Below are 18,286 nucleotides of genomic sequence, written 5' to 3' on the forward strand. Positions count from 1 at the left end.
GCTATGTTCAGCTTCAGCCCGACTTCTGGTCCCACAGCAGTGGCGCTCTTGCCGCTCTCAACTGCTCGCTCGTTATCGTCATTTAAGCCCTTAGGTAAGGGCGCGGATCATGGCCAATTCAGAGAATAGTAAAAGTTTGTCCGCCGTCAAGCGCCGTGAAGGCTCTCGATTTATGGCTTGGCGAGTTTTCGGACACCGCGCATCTGCGCGCCAGGAAGGAAGCTGATCGACTGGTCGCACAAGCGGCATAAAGCGAATATTGGTTTCGAAACGGCGATGGAGCAGTTGTGCGCGTTGGAATGTTCGGCGCCACTTATGCGTATGCGGAGGTTAATAGTCCAGGAACCTCAGGCACTGTTTCAGGGCGCGAGGTTGTGACGTTGAGTTTTTCCTGAACTCGCCCGGTGAATAGGGATCTAGACTCCATTGATGTCCTGTGAAAGGTTTCAGCCAGGCGGCTTGAGGATGACTGATGTCGAACATTGAAGAGCTACCCAGGGAAACGCGTACACCAAGCGAATACGAAAGCTTGATCGCGATGGGGACGAGCGCACTCGATGCCATTCCTGGTGCGGTGTACCTCTGTGATCGCAAGGGGTGGCTCGTCAGGTACAACGGTGAGGCGGCCGAGCTATGGGGAAGGGCGCCGGCACTTGGGGAGAACGGTGACCGTTTCTGCGGCGCCCATCGACTGTTCCTGACCGACGGTAGGCCGCTGGCATTCGAACACTGCCCGACAGCCATGGCGCTCAATACCGGCATTGCCTCGCGCAATCAGGAAGTGCTCATCGAGCGCCCGGATGGCTCGCGGTTCGTGGCGCTGATGAACATCCGCGCGCTCAAGGATTGCCGAGGCGTCATTCAAGGGGTGATCAACTGCTTCCAGGACGTTTCGGCGCACCACGCCATGGCCGAAGAGCTTCGGCGCAAGAGCGCCGACCTGGAAGACTTTTTCGAAAACAGCGCGGTGGGCCTGCATATCGTCAGCGGCGAAGGCATTATCCAGCGCGCCAACAAGGCGGAGCTGGCGCTGCTGGGCTATTCGGCCGACGAGTACATCGGCCGCCACATCACCGAGTTTCATGTCGACGAACCGGTTATCGGCGACATCCTCACCAAGCTGGGCAGCGGCGACTGTCTGCAAAGCTATCCGGCGCGGCTGAGAGCAAAGGACGGCTCGATCAAGCATGTCATGATCACTTCCAATGGCCGCTTCGAAGACGGGAAACTCTTCAACACGCGCTGCTTCACCATAGACCGGAGCGGTGTCCATGCGGCCGAGGCGGCGCGCCAGGACAGCGATGACCGACTTTCGGCGACCTATGAAGCGGCGACCATCGGTATTGCCGAGGCCGACGTCGACGGTCGCTTGCTCCGCGTCAACGATGCCCTGTGCAACATGCTGGGCCGCTCGCGGGAACAGCTTTTGTCGATGACGTTCCTGGACTATACCCACCCGGATTGCATCCCGCAGGACGCCGGGTTGTACGCCCGCCAGGTGGCCGGTGAGCTTGATAACTACGTGCTTCGCAAGCGCGCCGTGAAGCCCGATGGCGAGGTCGTTTACCTCGACATCCACAGTTCCTCGGTGAGAGACGCCAACGGTACGTTTCGTTATGGCGTTCGAGTGCTGCAGGACGTCACGCTGGCGCGGCGGATGGAAAACCAGGTCCGCGAAAGCGAACGGCACATGCGCAATCTTCTCGAGGCGTTGCCTGCTGCGGTGTACACCACTGACGCCGATGGCCGCATTACCTTCTACAATCGCGCCGCCGTCGAACTGTCGGGACGAACACCGCAGTTGGGCGACATGTGGTGTGTAACCTGGAAGCTGTTCAATACGGATGGAACCGCGCTGCCTCACGATCAATGCCCGATGGCGGTGGCCCTGAAGGAAAACCGGCCGATACGCGGCGTCGAGGCCATTGCAGAACGGCCAGACGGTAGCCGCGTTCCGTTCACGCCTTATCCCACGCCTTTGCATGATGCCGATGGAAACCTGGTGGGCGCCATCAACATGCTGGTCGACATCTCCGAGCGAAAGCAGGCGGAAAATCGGCAGAAGACGCTGATCGATGAGCTCAATCACCGGGTCAAGAACACCCTGGCCACGGTGCAATCGCTGGCAGCCCAGACGGCACGCAACGCAGAGGATGCGAAAGACGGCTACAGGCGTTTCGAGGCAAGGCTCTTGGCCTTGTCACGGGCACACGATCTCTTGACGAAACGGCATTGGGGACAGACGCCGCTCGACACCCTGGCCCACGAAGTGCTGATGCCGGTGTTTGGGCATGAGCCTGGCCGCATCGTGATCGAAGGCCCTTCTGCAGACGTCGGCACTCGCGTGGCGCTCAACCTTACGATGACCCTCAATGAATTGGCGATCAACGCGCTGAAATATGGTGCGATGTCGGTCGAGAGCGGGACGCTTGCCGTCACCTGGCACCTGCAAGCCCGGGCGGGCGGAACATTGCTGACCTTCGACTGGCGCGAACAAGGAGGACCACCCGTGTCACCGCCGGAACGGGAAGGGCTGGGTTCTCGCTTGATGCAGCGTTGCATCGAGCGCGACTTGGCCGGCAAGTTCGACCTTACCTACGCTCCGCAAGGTGTTTGCTGCCGCTTTTCGTTCCTGATTGGGGTGACCGGGGCATGACCCCATTTGTAGGCGTCAGGGTGCTGGTCGTCGAGGACGAAGGCGCGGTTGCCCTGTTGATCGAGGACATGCTGGAGGAGTTCGGATGCGAAGTGGTGGCCTCGGTCGCCCGGCTCGCGGCAGCGCGTGACATGGCCGGCTCGGTGCAGGTCGATCTGGCGATCCTGGACGTCAACCTGGCTGGCGAGCGCGTTTTTCCGGTGGCTGAAATCCTTCGCGGTCGCCATATTCCCTTCCTGTTCAGCACCGGATACGGCGCCAGCGGACTGCCAGCCGAATACGCCGGCTGCCCGGTCTTGCACAAGCCGTTTTCGCAAAGTGAACTACAGCAAAAAATTGCCGTTACGCTGACGGGGGCTCGTGAAAGCGGCTTGGCCGCCAGCACCGATGTCGACTGAGCCGCCGCCATCGCGAGCAAGCTCCACAGGGATCTGGGCCAGACACGACTTTTGCCGAACCGCTCGAAAAAACTGTGGGAGCGCGCCCAGCCCTTGGCTTCCAGGCAGGCCTCTACGAGACGTTGCCTCTGGACTGTGCTAAATCTCTTACCGGCAACCAACCTCCCCAAACTCCAAGGAGTGATCATGAGTCTCCACGGTCATTACGATCCGCAGAACATCTTTGCGCTGATCCTTCGCGGCGATGCGCCGTGCTACAAGATTTACGAAGACGCCGATGTGTTGGCCTTCCTGGATATCTTTCCTCAATCGCGCGGCCATGTCCTGGTCATCCCCAAAGCCTCCCAGGCGCGAAATATCCTCGAAGTCGAGCCCGCTGTCCTGGGCGCGATGATGTCTGCCGTGCAGCGCCTGACGCGGATCATCGTGGACGAATTGCAGCCGGACGGGGTTCAGGTCGCGCAGTTCGATGGTGCTGTGGCCGGGCAAACGGTCTATCACATTCACATGCACATCATTCCTCGTTGGGACGGTGAGGCGCCCGGTGTGCATGGCAGGGGCAAGGCCGATCCGCAGGATCTGGAAGCACTCCAGGCGCGTCTGGTCGAGCGGATTCGCTCGCAAGCCTGACGCTGGGCAGGACGCCGTAAGGGGCACAGAGCGTGCCCCACTCATCAAAATGCTCGGCAACCTTGCCACAACGTCCAAGGTTGTGAATCCCGCCACAGAACCCATCAACAGTTCACCACCCAATCCCTGGCCAACCGCTACCATTGCGCGCTGATCTCCCAATACCCCGGACCTCACTTCCATGAAATTGCGCCTGTTGACCGCTGCCTTGCTTTTCACCTGCACCCTGACTCACGCCGCTGAATCGAAACCCGTTCCGAAAGCCCTGGAAGAACAGATCGGGCACTTGGTAGCGCTCATCAAGGACAGCTATGCCACCGGCTATCCTGAAGCGACGCTGGTGCAGACACTGGACACCGGCGAGGACAGCCAGGTCACCCTTGCGGTCTTCACCGTCGAGGGTTTCGGTATGGGCAACAACTACAGCCAATACCTGGCGGCCTTTACGCCCGAAGAGAACGAAGAAGGCGTGCCGCACTACAGCCTGTTGGACGTGATGCGCATCGGCGGCGACAGCTGGCGTGCCATCGACAAACTGGATGCCAAGCTGGTCAGTGATCCGGCCGGTGAGCAGACGCTGATCGACATTCCGGTGATGGAGAATACCGATGACGATGCGCCGAACTTCCCGAGCAGGGCTGCTGTGATTCACCTATCGTTGGAGGGGGCGCAGTCACTGCGATTGGTAGAGAAAAGGTAAGTCGGGTTGTCCCCCGGGCCATCCACGCTCATACCTGATCCATCGCCTCGGTCACCCACCGGTCCTCGCCCAGGAACCCGCCACTCTGATGCTGCCATAGCCGCGCATAGATGCCGTTTTTGGCGAGCAATTGCGCGTGAGTGCCCTGTTCAATGATGCGTCCATCGTCCATGACAATCAGTCGATCCATCGCCGCAATTGTGGACAGCCGATGGGCGATGGCGATGACGGTCTTGCCCTGCATCATTTCATCGAGGCTTTCCTGGATGGCCACTTCGACTTCCGAATCCAGCGCGCTGGTCGCCTCGTCGAGGAGCAGGATCGGAGCGTTCTTGAGCATCACTCGGGCAATCGCGATGCGCTGGCGCTGCCCGCCCGACAGCTTGATGCCGCGCTCGCCCACCAAAGTGTCGTAGCCGGTATGACCCTGGCGGTCGCTCAATTGGCTGATGAACTCATCGGCCTGGGCATTGGCCGCGGCACGGCGGATTTGTGCGTCGCTTGCATCGGGTCGGCCATAGGCGATGTTGTCGCCAATGGAGCGGTGCAGCAGGGACGTATCCTGGGTGACCATGCCGATGGCGCTGCGCAGGCTGTCCTGCGTCACATGCGCAATGTCTTGCCCGTCAATGCGAATCTGCCCGCTGTCGACGTCATAGAAGCGCAGCAGCAAGTTGATGAGCGTGGATTTGCCTGCGCCGGAGCGACCCACCAGGCCGATTTTCTCGCCCGGGCGAATGTTCAGGCTCAAGCCATCGAGCACCTGGCGTTCACCGTTGTAGTTGAAGCTCACATTGTCGAAGGTGACCGCTCCGCCGGAGGTCTCCAGCACCCCGGCGTCCGGCGCATCCTGCACCTTGGGGCCGCGGGTCAGGGTGGCCATGCCGTCCTGCACGGTGCCGATGCTCTCGAACAGCGAGGTCATTTGCCACATGATCCAGTGCGACATGCCGTTGATACGCAACGCCATGGCAGTGATCGCCGCCACGGCACCGGCGCCGACGTCGCCCTGGTGCCACAGCCAAAGGGCATAACCGCCTGCGGCCATGATCAACCCCACCACCAGCGCCTGGTTGACGATTTCGAACTGGCTGACCAGGCGCATCTGGCGAAAGCCGGTCTGTTTGAAATCCTCCATGGCCGCGCGCGCGAAGTGCGCTTCACGATTGGAGTGGGAAAACAGCTTCACGGTCGTGATGTTGGTGTAGGCGTCCGAGATGCGCCCGGTCATCGAAGAGCGCGCATGGGCCTGTTCCTGTCCAACTTTCCCCAGGCGGGGCACGAAGTAGAGCATGGCCAGCCCGAACAACACGATCCAGGCAAGGAAAGGCAGCATCAGTTTCAGGGCAAAGCCGCCGGCCAGTGCGATGATCGCGATGAAATACACGCCGATTCCGGGGGCAATCTCGATCAGGGTGAACAGCACGTCACGCACGGCCAACGCTGTTTGCATCACCTTGGTGGTGACCCGACCGGAGAACTCATCGGAAAAAAACGACAGGCTTTGCCGCAGCATCAGACGATGAAAGTCCCAACGCAGGCGCAATGGCAGATTGATCGCCAATACCTGGTGCTGCACCATGGTACGCAACGCCACCAGCCCGATGCTGGCCAGCATGACGATGCCCATGCCCCACAGGACGCGACCTTCCTGCGCCGCCGCCTCACCACCGGCTTGCCAGGTCGAGAGCAGGTCCACAACCTGGCCGAGGAAAGAAAACAACCAGGCTTCGTAGATCGACACTCCGGCGCTGAGCAGCGCAAAAGCAAGGATGTAGCCGCGGGCGCCCCGTGTGCACGCCCAGAGAAACCGAGCCAGGCCTTCGGGTGGCGGCGGTACCTCGTCGGGCGGGAAGGGGTCGAGTCTTTGTTCAAACACGCGAAGCATGGGAGGTCTCCGAAACGATCATTCTGCCATTTAACGGCGGCTTTGAGGCTTATGTGGCGCTGTGGTCGAATTGACCGCTCTGAGGGATTGGAATTCATCCGGCGCCGTGCGCAGGGCCATTCGAGGGCATCACTGCGCACTCAGTTCCCACAACACATCCAGCACATGTTGCGTAGACCGCTCGATGTCCAGACTGCGGTGGGCGATACCCAGTTGACGCCACAATAAGGGCTTCAATGGCCGCATGACGATCCTGTTATCAAGCAATGGCGTGGCCGCCTCATGGGGCAACAACGTCGCACCATATCCTGCCGCCACCAGGCTTTTGATCGCATCGTTGTAGTTCAGTTGGATGCGCGGCGCAGGCTGTTGCCCATCACTGGCGAACCACTCCGCCGTCAAGCGTGAAAGACGCGTGCTGGCGTCATTCAAAATCAACGGCTGGGCGGACAACCAAGTGGGGGTCACAACCTCCGGGGACTCCCAGCGAGCCGGCAGGAACGCCATGACCGGGTCCCGTCGCCACGGCTCGATCCGCAAGCCCTTCACCGGGGACTGCGGCAGTGCAACCAAACCTACCTCCAAGGAGCCCTCGGCAAGTTTCTGCAAGGTTTCCTGGGAGGTCAGCACCGCGACTTGTACGTCGATAGCGGGGTGACGTTGGCTCAACGACTCCAAGGCATGCGGCAGCAACTGTGCGATGGCCCCTGTGGAGGCGCCTAGCCGTACACGCCCGGCCAACCCTTGCACCTGACGTTCGATGTCCTCAAGCGCCTGCTCTGCGTCTGCCAATAAGCGCCGTGCGCGTTCTACCAGCGTGCTCCCTATCGCTGAAGGTTGAACGCGCCCGCGCGTGCGCGACAACAGCTTGCCGCCTACGCGCGCCTCCAGGTCGGCGATATGCAGGCTGACGGTGGGGGGGGCAAGGTGCAGCGCACGGGCGGCCTCGGCAAACGATCCCAGGTCGGCAATCGCCACCAACGTGCGCAGACGGTCCAGGCTGATTTCGCGCATGAAGATTTCCTTGTTCAGAAAAACTGAATTTCATCGTTTGTAAATTCAACTTTTCCTATCTTATAGCGTCGCTGAAGATTGGGGCTCCTGATTTCCAATGTCCGAGAGCATCCATGGCAAGTCCCCTTGTATTCATCGATGGCGACCAAGGCACCACCGGGTTGCAAATCCATCAACGTTTGCGCGAACGCAACGATCTGCGGCTTTTCACACTCAGCCCCGAACATCGCAAGGATCCGCAACGTCGCGCCGAAGCCATCAATCACTGCGACATCGCGGTTCTCTGCTTGCCCGACCAAGCCGCACGCGACGCCGTAGCGACCATCGAAAACCCCGCCGTTCGGGTGATCGACGCGAGTTCGGCGCACCGCACCCAGCCAGACTGGACCTATGGTTTCGCAGAGATGAGTCCGCAACAGGCCCAACGCATCGCCGCTGCGCGACGGGTCAGCAATCCCGGTTGCTATCCAACGGGGGCGATCGGGTTGCTACGCCCATTGCTGGAGGCCGGATTGCTGCCCAGGGATTACCCGCTGAACATTCATGCTGTATCGGGTTATTCCGGAAAAGGACGTGCCGGCGTGCAAGAGCATGAGGGAGTAGGCGCAGCACAGGCGTCGGCGTTTCAGGTCTATGGACTGGGGCTGGCACACAAGCATATTCCGGAGATTCAGCAGCAAAGCGGACTGACGCAGTGCCCGATGTTCGTACCGGCCTATGGCGCTTTCAGGCAGGGGATCGTGTTGACCATACCCTTGCACACCCGATTGCTGGCGCCAGGCGTGAGCGCGGTGCAGTTGCATGGGTGTTTGATGCAGCACTACGCCGATGCGCGCCATGTACAGGTGATGTCGATGCAAGAAGCGAAAGCGTTGACGTCCCTTGATCCTCAAGCGCTTAACGGAACTGATGATTTGCGATTGTCGGTGTTTGATAACGATGAGACCGGGCAGGTTTTGCTGGCTGCGGTGTTTGACAATCTTGGGAAGGGCGCCGCTGGCGCGGCGGTGCAGAATCTGAACTTGATGCTTGCAGGCGCATGACCGAGCAAATCAGCCCGGTGTCCTGGCTTCAATGGGTAGCGGGAACATTCTGTTTGGGCATGAAGAATCGAGCAAATAGCTCAGATTGCGACTTGATATTCAATTTTGCGTAAATGTTGCGACGGTGAACTTTTATGGTCTCCGCCGAGAGGGACAGCTTTCCGGCTATTTCCTTATTGGAGAAGCCGCTGAGTAATAAACGGAGTACGTCACTCTCGCGTGCTGTTATTTGGGTGCCAAGCTGATTGACCGTTTCCGGCCACAGGGGTGGCTCAGTCAGGGTTTTCTCTACGTCGATTTCAAAACCCATGCGCTGATGCATCAATGCTGTCACCCACGGTTTTATGATGTCCAGTATGGTTATTTGTTCTTGGCTAAAACGGACTTTGCTGCCGATGGAAATGCATAACGTTCTGTCTGGGTCGAGTTGGACATTGAACTGTGCCTCATCCATGGAGATGTACTGGGCAAAGTACTGGTGGTAATACTCGGTTTCAAGAAAGTATTCCGGTGCTATATCCAGTAGGTGGAAGAAACCACTCTGTGGATTTTCCCGATTGGCTATATAGAACGGATCCAGCAAGTAAAGACCCTTCACATAACGATGAATGAATGCGTCGACTTCTTCCGCGTCTGCTATTTCAGGAAGGCTGACAACCTGCACGTGTTGGTTGCTGAAAATCAATACAACCCAATTATCGATTTGTACATATTCATTTAAGGTGCGAACAAGTGAACTCCAGAAATCTGGACGATTCAGCTGCATGATCAGCTTCCCAATCGATCGATGCCAAGCCAGGCTGTGGAGGTCAAACGGCATTTTCTACCCCTTTAGGGTTAGGGATTCGCAGGTTGAAGGTAAGTATTCGTAGGTATTTACTATTCGGTAACACCCGGTATATTCGCTGCCAGGATTAACGATGGCCATGAGGGCGTATCGTCTTGACAAGGATGTTGCATGAGAAAGTCACATTTGCGAACCATTTTTTCCGCCTCGCTTCTCTGGGCAGGGATAAGCACGTCAGTAGCGGCTGTAGAGCCCGGGATGTATCTGTATAACTGGTTCGGGTTGCTTGCGCCGGAGACGCCAAAGGAGTTTGAACAGGAAACTGGCACGCGCGTGCATATGGATGCGTTCGACAGCGCTGAAATCATGCAGAGCAAGGTCATGGCCGGGCGCACCGGGTATGACGTGGTTGTGGCAACCTCCAATGTGTTGCCCAGCCTGATCCGGGCGGGAGTCCTTCAGCCATTGGATCGTAGTCAACTGAGTAACTTCTCGCACATCGATCCTGATCTCCTGTCCCAGCTCGCGGTCAATGACCCTGGTAACCGTTACGCCGTACCTTATCTATGGGGCACTACCGGCATTGGTTATGACGTTGACAAAGTCAGGGGCGCGTTGGGTGATAGCGCTCCGGTGAATAGCTGGGACCTGATCTTCAAAGAGGAAAACATTAGCAAGCTACAGTCGTGTGGCGTGGCAATGCTTGACTCTCCAAGTGAGATCATTTCGATTGCGTTGAATTACCTTGGACTCCCTAGCAACAGTAAGAACCCGGATGATTACCAGAAAGCGCAAGCCTTGCTGTTGAAAATTCGTCCTTACGTCCTCTATTTCGACTCCTCCAAAATCGACGCTGACCTGGCCGATGGCAATATTTGTGCAGTTGTGGGATGGGCTAACGGTGCCCTTGCTGCGCAGGCCATCAACGAGAAGGCCAACACGGGGCGCAAGATCGCCTACAGCCTTCCCCGCGAAGGAGCGCTGTCCTGGTCAGAGAATCTGGTTTTGCTGAAAGATGCTCCCCATCCCAAGGAAGGCATGGCGTTCATTAATTATATGATGCGACCGGAAGTTATCGCCAAGACCTCAAATCACACGCTATACCCTAACGCCAATAAGGATGCCGCTGAGTTCGTCGAGCAGAAGCTGCGAGACAATCCTTGGATTTATCCAGACAAAAAAACGATCGCGACACTTATTCCACTTGAGCCACTGCCGTTGAAGTTGGAGCGGATCCGCACGCGAATCTGGACCAAAGTAAAGAGTGGTGTCTGATCTGACTTGATTTATATGTCTGGAAAGTAAGGCGCAAACGCCGATATACAGGAACGCTGGGCGGGTGGGTTCGTGCCTGTTAATCCATCAGCCCAGTATTGTTCGGGGTCTTCCGGTCCATTGCGCCGTCTTATGTAAGAAGAGAACAGCGGATGTTCAGCCCAGCCAATCAAATGCACTTCAGTTTGACCATCGAAAGTTTTGAGCACGATTTTCAAGTGCTCGCATTCACTGGAAAAGAGGCGATCAGCAGGCCTTACCTCTTCAATGTGGAGTTTGTTAGCGAGCGCTCTGACCTTGATCTCAAGAGCTTCTTCGACGTCGAGGCTTTTCTGACCTTCGACTCGAAGGGCAATGGTATTCATGGACGGGTCTACCACATCGCTCACAGCAGTAACGGTGAGCGTTTGACGCGCTACAGGCTGGCCCTCGTACCGCACCTGGCCTACTTGCGCCATCGCATCAACCAGAGGATCTATCAACAGTTCTCGGTGCCGAAAATCGTCGCCTTGATACTGGAAGAGCACGGCATCCTGGGCGACGCCTATCGGTTTCATCTGGGGGCGACCTACCCCGAGCGTGACTACTGTACCCAGTACGACGAAACGGATTTGCACTTCATTCAGCGCTTGTGCGAAGAAGAGGGTATCCACTTTCACTTTCAACACAGCGCTCAAGGCCACGTGCTGGTCTTTGGCGATGATCAGTCGGCTTTTCCCAGTATTGGCCAACCCACTGCTTATCGGCATGAGAGCGATAGGGTGGCGGACGAACCCTTGATCAAGCGCATCAACCTGCGTCTGGGACAACTCACCAGTCGTATTTCGCACCGCAACTATGATTTCGAGCAACAGCTGGACATTGAAAAAGATGACAGTCCAGAGCGTTATACCGGTCATGAGCATGGCAAGCAGATACGTCTTCGGACTATGGAGCGCCGCCATGCGGCCTATCGACAAGCTGAAGGGCAAAGTGACCAGACTCGGTTAGTCAGCGGCCATGTGCTGGAAATCTCAGGCCATCCACGCCAAGAGTGGAACACCCTATGGCTACTGACCCAGGTCATCCACGAAGGCCGGCAACCACAGGTATTGGGTGAGAACGTCGCCCGTGGCAACACTGTGAACGAAGATGACTTTCATCAGGGTTACCGCAACCGCTTTGTCGTTCTTCCGTGGAATGTTTCCTATCGTCCGCCGTTGGCCCACAAGAAACCTCAGGTGCCAAGCATGCAGACCGCTGCAGTTGTCGCTTTAGAAGGCGAGGGGATCCAGAGTGATCGGCGCTTCGGGCGGATCAAGGTCAAGTTCCCCTGGGACCGTGAAGATAGATTTGACGACAAGAGTCATTGCTGGCTGAAGGGCGCCTCTGATTGGCGCTGTGAGATTGGGCTGCCCCGGACGGGCATGGAAATCATGGTCACATTTCTTGAGGGCGATCCTGATCAGCCGGTGGTCAGCGGTTGTTTGTGTTGTCGGTGAGGGGGCCGTTTTTTATGGTCTTAGGCATGGGTTGCTGATCCAGCCAGGCAGGGGAGCTACTTTTTCAACAGAATCGCCCCATAGTTGTCATTGTTGTATGAAGGTAACGAAGTTGGTTTCGATTTCGACGCTTGCAGAGGGGAGCGTGTTGACCAACATGACGGCATTGTCACCTTGGTTAAGAAAAATCAGAAAGTCCCCGGACTCAAACTCGACTCTAAATCCCATTAGCCGGGACTCCTGGCCGTTGAGGGAGTCAAGAATTCCCTCAACCTCGCAAATTTTTTCGCCTTCGAGATAGGATGCTGATAAAGCTACCAGGAGGTTTTCCCTCTTCCAGGAGCAAATGGCGTTAGGCTCAATCTCGAAGGCGTCTGGCGTATTGATGGGAAATAGGTCGGTCCCTACGCTCTCACCATCACTCAAGAGGTACATGGATATCATCTCTTGCTCGCCGAAACGCCATTCAATGGAACCGACATCTCCCAGACTCTTCTCTCCGTTGAAATAGCACTGGTCATGCATCAGCACGCTCAGCCTCTTACCTACCAGTAAACGTGCACTGTTTAGGTCTTGGGCTGTTCTCGTAACTGAATAGGAATAGCGGCTATCCAATAGGCACCTCGGTACTCGGACTGGGGTAGATATAACACAGGCGTTCTGATGTCCGCTCCTGGCTGGCTCTCGTCTATCTCGGCTGTCAGTTGCACTATTCACCTTTTGCCATAGATCACGTCGTCGTTGGCTCCATTTATAGCGCGTGCTGATCCGCCGCAACCTACACTCAGTTTGTCTAGCCGCCGGCTAGAAAATCAACGGAGTGAATTAAATGACCAATCTGGCTGGCAAGCGAAGAAGGGCAGGCCTGCTAGCCTTGCTGGGCATCGCCACCATTGTTTTGACCAGCTGTAATTACGGACATCGGCCGTTTCAGCAGGCGCCATTACAATCCACGCATGACCTATCGACTGTCGATGTGGAAATAGATGATTTTGGCAATTTTTGGGATCGCACAAAGGCGGAAAGTGTCCTCAATGCGATTGATGACAGTGCGGCGACCTCCAATGTGGTCGTGTTGCTGTTTGTCCATGGCTGGCACCATAACGCAGCAGACGACGACACCAACCGCAGCGATTTTCACATTACTGTTAAGGCAGTGGATGACAAGCTCAAGGAACAGATTTACCGGGACGCCAGAACGACGTTAAAGATCGGCGGTGATGTAAAGGTTGTGGGTATCTATCTTTCCTGGCGGGGCGAGTCGCTACCTGGTTTTCTGGATTACTCAACATTCTGGGGGCGCAAGGCTGCTGCGGAGCGAGTAGGGGATGGCGCGGCGCGGGAGTTCATCTTCCGCCTCAACGAGATATACAAAAAACGTAACCAAGGCGACCAGCAGCATTTCATGGGCCTGGTCAGCATCGGCCATAGTTTTGGTGGGCAGGTGCTTTATAAATCCGTCGCGGCATCCCTCGAAGATAATTTCCTGCTGCACGAGGGGCAACCCGCCCAGATGCCAGTGGCCAGCGTGGGCGATGTCACCGTGCTGATCAATCCAGCGTTTGAAGCCGCCCAGTTCGATCGCCTGCGAGCTTTGCAGTCCAGGTACACCTACAGCCCGGCACAGACACCTGTGCTTCTGGTGTTTTCAGGGGAGAGGGATTGGGCGCGGCAATGGTTCTTCCCGCTCGGGCGGCGTATCAGTGCTTGGTTCAGGCCGGCATTTTCAAGCGATGAGAACAAAGCTGAGTGGATTACCGCGTTGGGTGAGTACGAGCCACAACGAACGCATTCGCTGAAGTTGCAGCCCAATACGACTTCCTTCGAGTTTTCGAAAGATTATTGCCAGCAGGCTTTGGGTTTTGACCTGACTAATCCTGGTGCTCCGTTCGCCAATGCAACCTTGGCCGCATTGCCTGGCCGGAGCAAACAGTTCAGCCCGGTCGTGGTCGCCTACAGTGAGAACGAGTTGATAGAAGCGCACAACGGCATCTTCAAGGGGGACTTTCGCAGGTTTCTGATTGATTACGTTGCGTTGCTGGAGGGGAAGCGGTTATGCCTGAAGGCTCAGTTTTCTTCCCCTTCGATCGGGGGGGCGTATGGTCCGACTTAGCAGTTCTGCATCAGCTTCTTGCTTTTCAGACGGCTTGCTGAAGCACCTAGCGGGGTTCCCGCTCCAGGCAGTCGGCCCATTTGCCCGCAAACCGGTAGAGGGGGGCGAATGCTTCCGATAGTTCCAAGCCAAGTGGCGTGAGGCTGTAGCCGCCGTCGACTCGTTCGACAATGCCCGCGTCGCGCAGCTCATGGATTCTGCTTTGCAGCACGGTGGGAGAGATGTCTCCCGCCGCACTTCTTAAAGCCCTGGAACTCATGGCTCCATGGCGTAGCTCCCAAAGGACTCTAAGCGCCCATTTTTGTCCGAGTAAGTCCAGGAGAGCCATAATTGGCCGGCGTCCCCTGAGTATTGATGAAACGCGGCTCTGGCTATCATTCATCGTGATTGACCTTGCTTGCTACATATTCAGTAGCGATTATCCTTGCTACATATTTGATAGCGGAGGATACGCGATGTCACGAATCAAAGCACTCGGTGAGCCCTACCCAGTCGAGGTCAGGGCGACATTCGACAAGATAATGGGAGTAGGAGTACCGCCGCTGGTTCTATTCTCAACCATTGCAAGCAGTGATCGTGCGTGGCGAAAATTCACGGGCGGTTCGCTGCTGGATGGATCGTTGCTGACACTTCGCCAGAGAGAACTGGTCATCGATAGGGTTTGTGCTCGCACGGCGTGTGAATACGAGTGGGGGGTACATGTGATGGCCTTCGCACAGGCTGCCGGGCTTTCCAAAGAAGAGGTGGCCGGCACGTTGGAACATCCTCTTCGCCCGGAGCATTGGAAGGAGGACGAGGCCATTCTACTCACCGCGATCGATGCGCTTCATGATCGAGCAGCGTTGAGCGATGAAGAATTTTTGAGCCTCAAAAAATACTTCGACGACGATCAGGTGCTGGAGATTTTGATGCTCGCGGGCTTTTACCGTACGGTCTCGTACATTGCGAATGGCCTTGCATTACCGCTCGAGCAAAATGCAGCCCGCTTCAGCGAATATCAGAAGGGGATGACTGCAAAAACTTGAGGTAGCCCGACCTTGATTGCTTTTGGCCACAAGTCTTTCTCTGGTCCAGCGAGAGCTACCCCACCACAAGGAGTCACAAATGCCCACCGCCCACGTCTTCATCGCCACCAGCCTGGACCTTCGACACCTATGGGCTTGACAGCCCTGGGATACTGAAAGCGTCGCCACATCCATCGTGGTTACCTCCCATCACGACGCAAAGGAAGGTGCTCTACATGCGCAATGAAGAACTCAAGGCCTTATTCGACCAGCAGGCCGCCGGCTACGATAAGCAATGGGCGGGAATGGCGCCTATTCGTGACGCCCTGTACATCCTGCTCGACGCGGTATTCGCTGACTTACCGGAGAATGCCCGGATTCTCTGTGTCGGCGTGGGCACCGGTGCGGAACTGGTCCACCTGGCCAAGCAGAACCGCGGCTGGCATTTCACCGCCGTTGACCCCTCGGACGCCATGCTCGATATCTGCCGGCAGAAAGCGGTACAAGAAGGCTTCCTGTCGCGTTGCAGCTTTCACCAAGGTTACCTCGACGCGCTGCCTGCCGAGCCTGGACACGACGGCGCTACCTGCTTTCTGGTGTCTCAATTTTTGCTCGAGCCACAGACCCGCATAACTTTCTTCAACGAGATCGCCCGACGGCTCAAGCCGGGCGCAATACTGGCAAACGCTGACCTCGCCGCTGACATCGAATCACCTACCTATGAGGCACTGCTGCGCAACTGGATGACGCTGATGTCCTCGGCAGGCGTACAGCCGGAGATGCTGGCCCGAGCTCGTGCCGCCTACGCCCGAGACGTGGCTATCTTGCCGACACAGCAGGTCGCAGGTCTTATCGAGACCGCTGGGTTCGAGGCTCCGGTACAGTTCTTCCAGGCGGGGCTGATGCATGGCTGGTTCTGCCCGCGCAAGCAGACATCGTCTTGAGTTGGACGTGACCTTGGCTTTCAACGCACGCGGTCGCGGCTTTGTGCGGCCAGGTCCAGGGCCTTTTGCATGTCCAGTCGCGCTGAGCGGCCGACGTCTTTGTCGTTGAGTCGATAGCGACGCTCCGACGGCAGGATGGGCGCGGTGAGGTCTTCGGCGTCCATCTGTTCGAAGTCGTGGTTGTCGCCGATGGTCATGGCGCTGCGGCGTAGCAGCATGCGCAGTTGCTCGGGTTGCAGTTGCGGGTTGATGGACAGCATCGCCGCCAGCAGTCCCGCGACCATGGGCGTGGCGTAGGACGTGCCGCAATGCACTGCGCCTTGCTGGTCGGCGTTGGTCGTCGAGGCATGGGCGCATGCGGCGGCGGTGATGTCGACGCGCATGTCGATGTTCGAGGAACTGCGCTTGACGGCATAGGCGGGGTCGTCGACGGCGACGCCGGTATGTTCGCTGCGTTGGTGCCCGCCGACCACCAGCAATTGTTCGGTGATGAAGGAGGAGGGCAGGCGGTATTCGTCGCTGCCCGAGAACGAAGCGCCATTGCCGGCGGAGTTCACCACGATGACGTCCGGATGTTCCTTGCGCAGCCAGAGGAAGAACTCCTCCAGCAACTCCTCGTATCCGCCCATTGCGATGCCCGAGCGCAGCAGCGAGTCGACGTCATCGCCTTTGATGTCTTTGGCGCCGACGCGGTGGATGCCCCAGCTCCAGTTGAGCACGCGCACACCGTCCTCCACGAGGTTGACGGAGGCGGCGATATTGGCGGTGATCCCGGCATCGGAATTACGCTCGACGATGACCTCGAAGCCGCCGCTGGCTTTGTCCAGGCCACGGAGAAAACCAGTGTTGCCGTTGTCATCCCAGCGCGCGGCGAGAATGCCGGCGACGGTTGTGCCATGGTTGTCCGGTTTGTCTGCATCGCGGGCGTAGACACAGGTGCGCGGCGGTGAGCAGGCGCCGAGGTAGTCTGCGAAATCCGTCGTGTCGAAATCCACATCACGCTCGATCAGGCCGATGCGTACCGGTTGCGGCTGGATGGGCGGCTGTCGTGCGGGGATGCGTCGTTGGTAATAATTCACCGCGTCGAGGAAGCGATTCGCGGCCCACTCATCGGAGTCCAGTGCAGGCTTCTTCGGTTCCGGATGGGCTGCGGCTTGCTCGGTTTCTTCGGCCGAGGACTCTTCGATGACCACGGCGTCCACGCTGGTCTCGCTGCCCAGGCGCAACACGAGGGCGTCACGCTGCACCAGGTCCTTGGCCGGCAGGCGAAGTTGGTACAGGTTCAGCGGCGCGATGCTGCCGACCACCGTTGCCTCATACTTGCGGGCCAGGCGCTCGGCTTCCTGGCGGCCGTCACGGTCTTCCTCGATCAGCACGCTGACCAAGTCGAGGTAGGTGGTCAGGCCATCCATGTTCTTCGCTACTTCGTGCGCTCCGGCGGCCAGTACATGACTGTTGCGCAACGTCAGCCAGGCGGCATTGCTGGCGCGTGGGCCGTCCTGCAGCGAGAGCGGGCCACTCTGGTAGCCGGTGCTGTCCAGGCGCAAGCGCAGGTTGTCCCCTTCGCGTTGGATCGTGTCTGCCGGTATCACCTTGGCGCCCAGTTTCAGTTGCGGCGTTGCGTTGCCCAGTCCGCGTACGGTCAGGCACCAGTCCTGGTGCTGGCTTTGCAGCAAGTCGCCGCAGCGTTTCAGGCTTTCCAGGCGCAGCGGTTCAGGCACTGCGACCGCCGCGCTGGCAGCCAAAGAGAACAACGTAGCGAGGGCAGCGGATCGTAGGGGCATGAGCCAGCTTTCTTTGCCGAGGGTCTTGTTGCTCCGACTGTTACCTTGCTCGCTTTGTTCAGCGGGATAACGTTATCCAGCGATGACGCCTCTTCGTTCAGAAGCTATCGAGGCGTACTTCAACACCTGCTTGCTGCGCGAGCTCGATCATGTTCCCTTTCCTCGAATTTTCCATTTTGCCAGCCAACCGTTACCCGCGCCCAACATGAACGCGATACCTGATATCCCGATCAAAACTGTCTTCCGGGTTTTCATAAGCTTCCAGTGTTTCCAAGAACCCTGTGCACTCAAGACTCGCCAGATCCTCAAGGGTCCAATCAAAGGGGAAATCGCTGGAAAAGCTTTCACCCTGATATTCAATCCATCGGAAAACCGGGAAGGGCAGGTAACCGAGCCACTCTGACCGATAGGTAATCTCGTCGGATTCGCCGCTCGTCACCACGGCGTGGATCTTGTTCTTGATGGTTGCTTGGCGTTCATCCATGGTGTTTCGATCCGGGTTGATGATTTGATCGCGGGTGTCAGGCACTGCGATAGCAAGCGCCGCATTTGTTTTTTGAGCGCTCGAT

17 protein-coding genes are annotated in these 18,286 nt (G+C 57.6%); 10 read left to right on the plus strand and 7 right to left on the minus strand.

What is annotated here, in order from left to right; genetic code table 11:
• Positions 1 to 472 precede the first annotated feature (472 nt).
• From BT116_RS23325 to BT116_RS23340, 4 genes are all read left to right on the plus strand, one after another.
• On the plus strand, positions 473 to 2,656 hold the full coding sequence (locus BT116_RS23325) for a PAS domain-containing sensor histidine kinase (RefSeq protein WP_072347421.1): 2,184 nt from the start codon (positions 473 to 475) through the stop codon (positions 2,654 to 2,656).
• Positions 2,653 to 3,054, plus strand: coding sequence for a response regulator (locus tag BT116_RS23330; RefSeq protein WP_072347423.1), 402 nt, complete (start codon positions 2,653 to 2,655; stop codon positions 3,052 to 3,054). The genes BT116_RS23325 and BT116_RS23330 overlap by 4 nt, the downstream gene beginning before the upstream one ends.
• Before the next feature lie 186 nt (positions 3,055 to 3,240).
• The gene (locus tag BT116_RS23335; RefSeq protein WP_072347425.1) at positions 3,241 to 3,684 is read left to right on the plus strand and encodes an HIT family protein; all 444 of its coding nucleotides are present in this window, start codon (positions 3,241 to 3,243) and stop codon (positions 3,682 to 3,684) included.
• Positions 3,685 to 3,865: 181 nt separating this feature from the next.
• Entirely contained in the window at positions 3,866 to 4,384 is a 519-nt protein-coding gene (locus BT116_RS23340) for a hypothetical protein (RefSeq protein WP_072347427.1), read from the plus strand.
• Between the two features lie 28 nt (positions 4,385 to 4,412).
• Here BT116_RS23340 and BT116_RS23345 read toward each other — a convergent pair whose 3' ends face one another.
• Together BT116_RS23345 and BT116_RS23350 are read right to left on the minus strand one after the other, a co-directional pair.
• Positions 4,413 to 6,272: an ABC transporter ATP-binding protein gene (locus tag BT116_RS23345; RefSeq protein WP_072347429.1), complete on the minus strand. Its 1,860-nt coding sequence runs from the start codon at positions 6,270 to 6,272 to the stop codon at positions 4,413 to 4,415.
• Between the two features lie 129 nt (positions 6,273 to 6,401).
• Entirely contained in the window at positions 6,402 to 7,286 is an 885-nt protein-coding gene (locus BT116_RS23350; RefSeq protein WP_072347431.1) for a LysR family transcriptional regulator, read from the minus strand.
• 113 nt (positions 7,287 to 7,399) lie between these two features.
• Between BT116_RS23350 and argC the strand changes: the two genes are divergently transcribed.
• A complete protein-coding gene (gene argC, locus BT116_RS23355; protein WP_072347433.1) occupies positions 7,400 to 8,329 on the plus strand; it encodes an N-acetyl-gamma-glutamyl-phosphate reductase in 930 nt (309 codons plus the stop codon).
• A 28-nt stretch (positions 8,330 to 8,357) separates the two neighbouring features.
• Here the strand turns inward: argC and BT116_RS23360 are convergent, their stop codons facing one another.
• Positions 8,358 to 9,149 carry a response regulator transcription factor gene (locus tag BT116_RS23360; protein WP_072347435.1) on the minus strand — a complete coding sequence of 264 codons (792 nt, stop codon included), beginning with the start codon at positions 9,147 to 9,149 and terminating at the stop codon, positions 8,358 to 8,360.
• A 138-nt stretch (positions 9,150 to 9,287) separates the two neighbouring features.
• On the opposite strand from BT116_RS23360, the gene BT116_RS23365 reads away from it, so the two are divergent.
• The gene (locus BT116_RS23365; RefSeq protein ID WP_072347437.1) at positions 9,288 to 10,391 is read left to right on the plus strand and encodes a polyamine ABC transporter substrate-binding protein; all 1,104 of its coding nucleotides are present in this window, start codon (positions 9,288 to 9,290) and stop codon (positions 10,389 to 10,391) included.
• 152 nt (positions 10,392 to 10,543) lie between these two features.
• Positions 10,544 to 11,872, plus strand: coding sequence for a type VI secretion system tip protein TssI/VgrG (gene tssI, locus BT116_RS23370; protein ID WP_072347439.1), 1,329 nt, complete (start codon positions 10,544 to 10,546; stop codon positions 11,870 to 11,872).
• 87 nt (positions 11,873 to 11,959) lie between these two features.
• Here tssI and BT116_RS23375 read toward each other — a convergent pair whose 3' ends face one another.
• Positions 11,960 to 12,397: a hypothetical protein gene (locus tag BT116_RS23375; protein WP_256572596.1), complete on the minus strand. Its 438-nt coding sequence runs from the start codon at positions 12,395 to 12,397 to the stop codon at positions 11,960 to 11,962.
• A gap of 304 nt (positions 12,398 to 12,701) precedes the next feature.
• Here BT116_RS23375 and BT116_RS23380 point away from each other — a divergent pair, with 304 nt between their 5' ends.
• On the plus strand, positions 12,702 to 13,985 hold the full coding sequence (locus BT116_RS23380) for a hypothetical protein (protein WP_072347444.1): 1,284 nt from the start codon (positions 12,702 to 12,704) through the stop codon (positions 13,983 to 13,985).
• A gap of 46 nt (positions 13,986 to 14,031) precedes the next feature.
• Here the strand turns inward: BT116_RS23380 and BT116_RS23385 are convergent, their stop codons facing one another.
• Positions 14,032 to 14,367, minus strand: coding sequence for a winged helix-turn-helix transcriptional regulator (locus BT116_RS23385; protein WP_072347446.1), 336 nt, complete (start codon positions 14,365 to 14,367; stop codon positions 14,032 to 14,034).
• A 73-nt stretch (positions 14,368 to 14,440) separates the two neighbouring features.
• Between BT116_RS23385 and BT116_RS23390 the strand changes: the two genes are divergently transcribed.
• Both BT116_RS23390 and BT116_RS23395 read left to right on the plus strand, forming a co-directional pair.
• The gene (locus tag BT116_RS23390; RefSeq protein WP_072347448.1) at positions 14,441 to 15,010 is read left to right on the plus strand and encodes a carboxymuconolactone decarboxylase family protein; all 570 of its coding nucleotides are present in this window, start codon (positions 14,441 to 14,443) and stop codon (positions 15,008 to 15,010) included.
• Between the two features lie 215 nt (positions 15,011 to 15,225).
• Positions 15,226 to 15,933 (plus strand): class I SAM-dependent methyltransferase, encoded by a 708-nt coding sequence (locus tag BT116_RS23395; protein WP_072347450.1) that lies wholly within the window; start codon positions 15,226 to 15,228, stop codon positions 15,931 to 15,933.
• A 20-nt stretch (positions 15,934 to 15,953) separates the two neighbouring features.
• Here the strand turns inward: BT116_RS23395 and BT116_RS23400 are convergent, their stop codons facing one another.
• Together BT116_RS23400 and BT116_RS23405 are read right to left on the minus strand one after the other, a co-directional pair.
• A complete protein-coding gene (locus BT116_RS23400; RefSeq protein WP_072347452.1) occupies positions 15,954 to 17,717 on the minus strand; it encodes a S8/S53 family peptidase in 1,764 nt (587 codons plus the stop codon).
• Between the two features lie 190 nt (positions 17,718 to 17,907).
• Entirely contained in the window at positions 17,908 to 18,201 is a 294-nt protein-coding gene (locus BT116_RS23405) for a hypothetical protein (protein WP_072347454.1), read from the minus strand.
• Positions 18,202 to 18,286: the final 85 nt, after the last annotated feature.

The organism is Pseudomonas sp. NFACC16-2 (assembly GCF_900119205.1).
Lineage (GTDB): Bacteria > Pseudomonadota > Gammaproteobacteria > Pseudomonadales > Pseudomonadaceae > Aquipseudomonas > Aquipseudomonas fluorescens_Q.

What these genes read in the sequence shown, in the direction of transcription:
- BT116_RS23365 (WP_072347437.1), top strand. Translation starts at nt 9,288, where the DNA reads ATGAGAAAGTCACATTTGCGAACCATTTTTTCCGCCTCGCTTCTCTGG.
- BT116_RS23340 (WP_072347427.1), top strand. Translation starts at nt 3,866, where the DNA reads ATGAAATTGCGCCTGTTGACCGCTGCCTTGCTTTTCACCTGCACCCTG.
- BT116_RS23380 (WP_072347444.1), top strand. Translation starts at nt 12,702, where the DNA reads ATGACCAATCTGGCTGGCAAGCGAAGAAGGGCAGGCCTGCTAGCCTTG.
- BT116_RS23390 (WP_072347448.1), top strand. Translation starts at nt 14,441, where the DNA reads ATGTCACGAATCAAAGCACTCGGTGAGCCCTACCCAGTCGAGGTCAGG.
- tssI (WP_072347439.1), top strand. Translation starts at nt 10,544, where the DNA reads ATGTTCAGCCCAGCCAATCAAATGCACTTCAGTTTGACCATCGAAAGT.
- BT116_RS23325 (WP_072347421.1), top strand. Translation starts at nt 473, where the DNA reads ATGTCGAACATTGAAGAGCTACCCAGGGAAACGCGTACACCAAGCGAA.
- argC (WP_072347433.1), top strand. Translation starts at nt 7,400, where the DNA reads ATGGCAAGTCCCCTTGTATTCATCGATGGCGACCAAGGCACCACCGGG.
- BT116_RS23350 (WP_072347431.1), bottom strand. Translation starts at nt 7,286, where the DNA reads ATGCGCGAAATCAGCCTGGACCGTCTGCGCACGTTGGTGGCGATTGCC.
- BT116_RS23330 (WP_072347423.1), top strand. Translation starts at nt 2,653, where the DNA reads ATGACCCCATTTGTAGGCGTCAGGGTGCTGGTCGTCGAGGACGAAGGC.
- BT116_RS23335 (WP_072347425.1), top strand. Translation starts at nt 3,241, where the DNA reads ATGAGTCTCCACGGTCATTACGATCCGCAGAACATCTTTGCGCTGATC.
- BT116_RS23395 (WP_072347450.1), top strand. Translation starts at nt 15,226, where the DNA reads ATGCGCAATGAAGAACTCAAGGCCTTATTCGACCAGCAGGCCGCCGGC.
- BT116_RS23385 (WP_072347446.1), bottom strand. Translation starts at nt 14,367, where the DNA reads ATGAATGATAGCCAGAGCCGCGTTTCATCAATACTCAGGGGACGCCGG.
- BT116_RS23360 (WP_072347435.1), bottom strand. Translation starts at nt 9,149, where the DNA reads ATGCCGTTTGACCTCCACAGCCTGGCTTGGCATCGATCGATTGGGAAG.
- BT116_RS23345 (WP_072347429.1), bottom strand. Translation starts at nt 6,272, where the DNA reads ATGCTTCGCGTGTTTGAACAAAGACTCGACCCCTTCCCGCCCGACGAG.
- BT116_RS23375 (WP_256572596.1), bottom strand. Translation starts at nt 12,397, where the DNA reads ATGCATGACCAGTGCTATTTCAACGGAGAGAAGAGTCTGGGAGATGTC.
- BT116_RS23405 (WP_072347454.1), bottom strand. Translation starts at nt 18,201, where the DNA reads ATGGATGAACGCCAAGCAACCATCAAGAACAAGATCCACGCCGTGGTG.
- BT116_RS23400 (WP_072347452.1), bottom strand. Translation starts at nt 17,717, where the DNA reads ATGCCCCTACGATCCGCTGCCCTCGCTACGTTGTTCTCTTTGGCTGCC.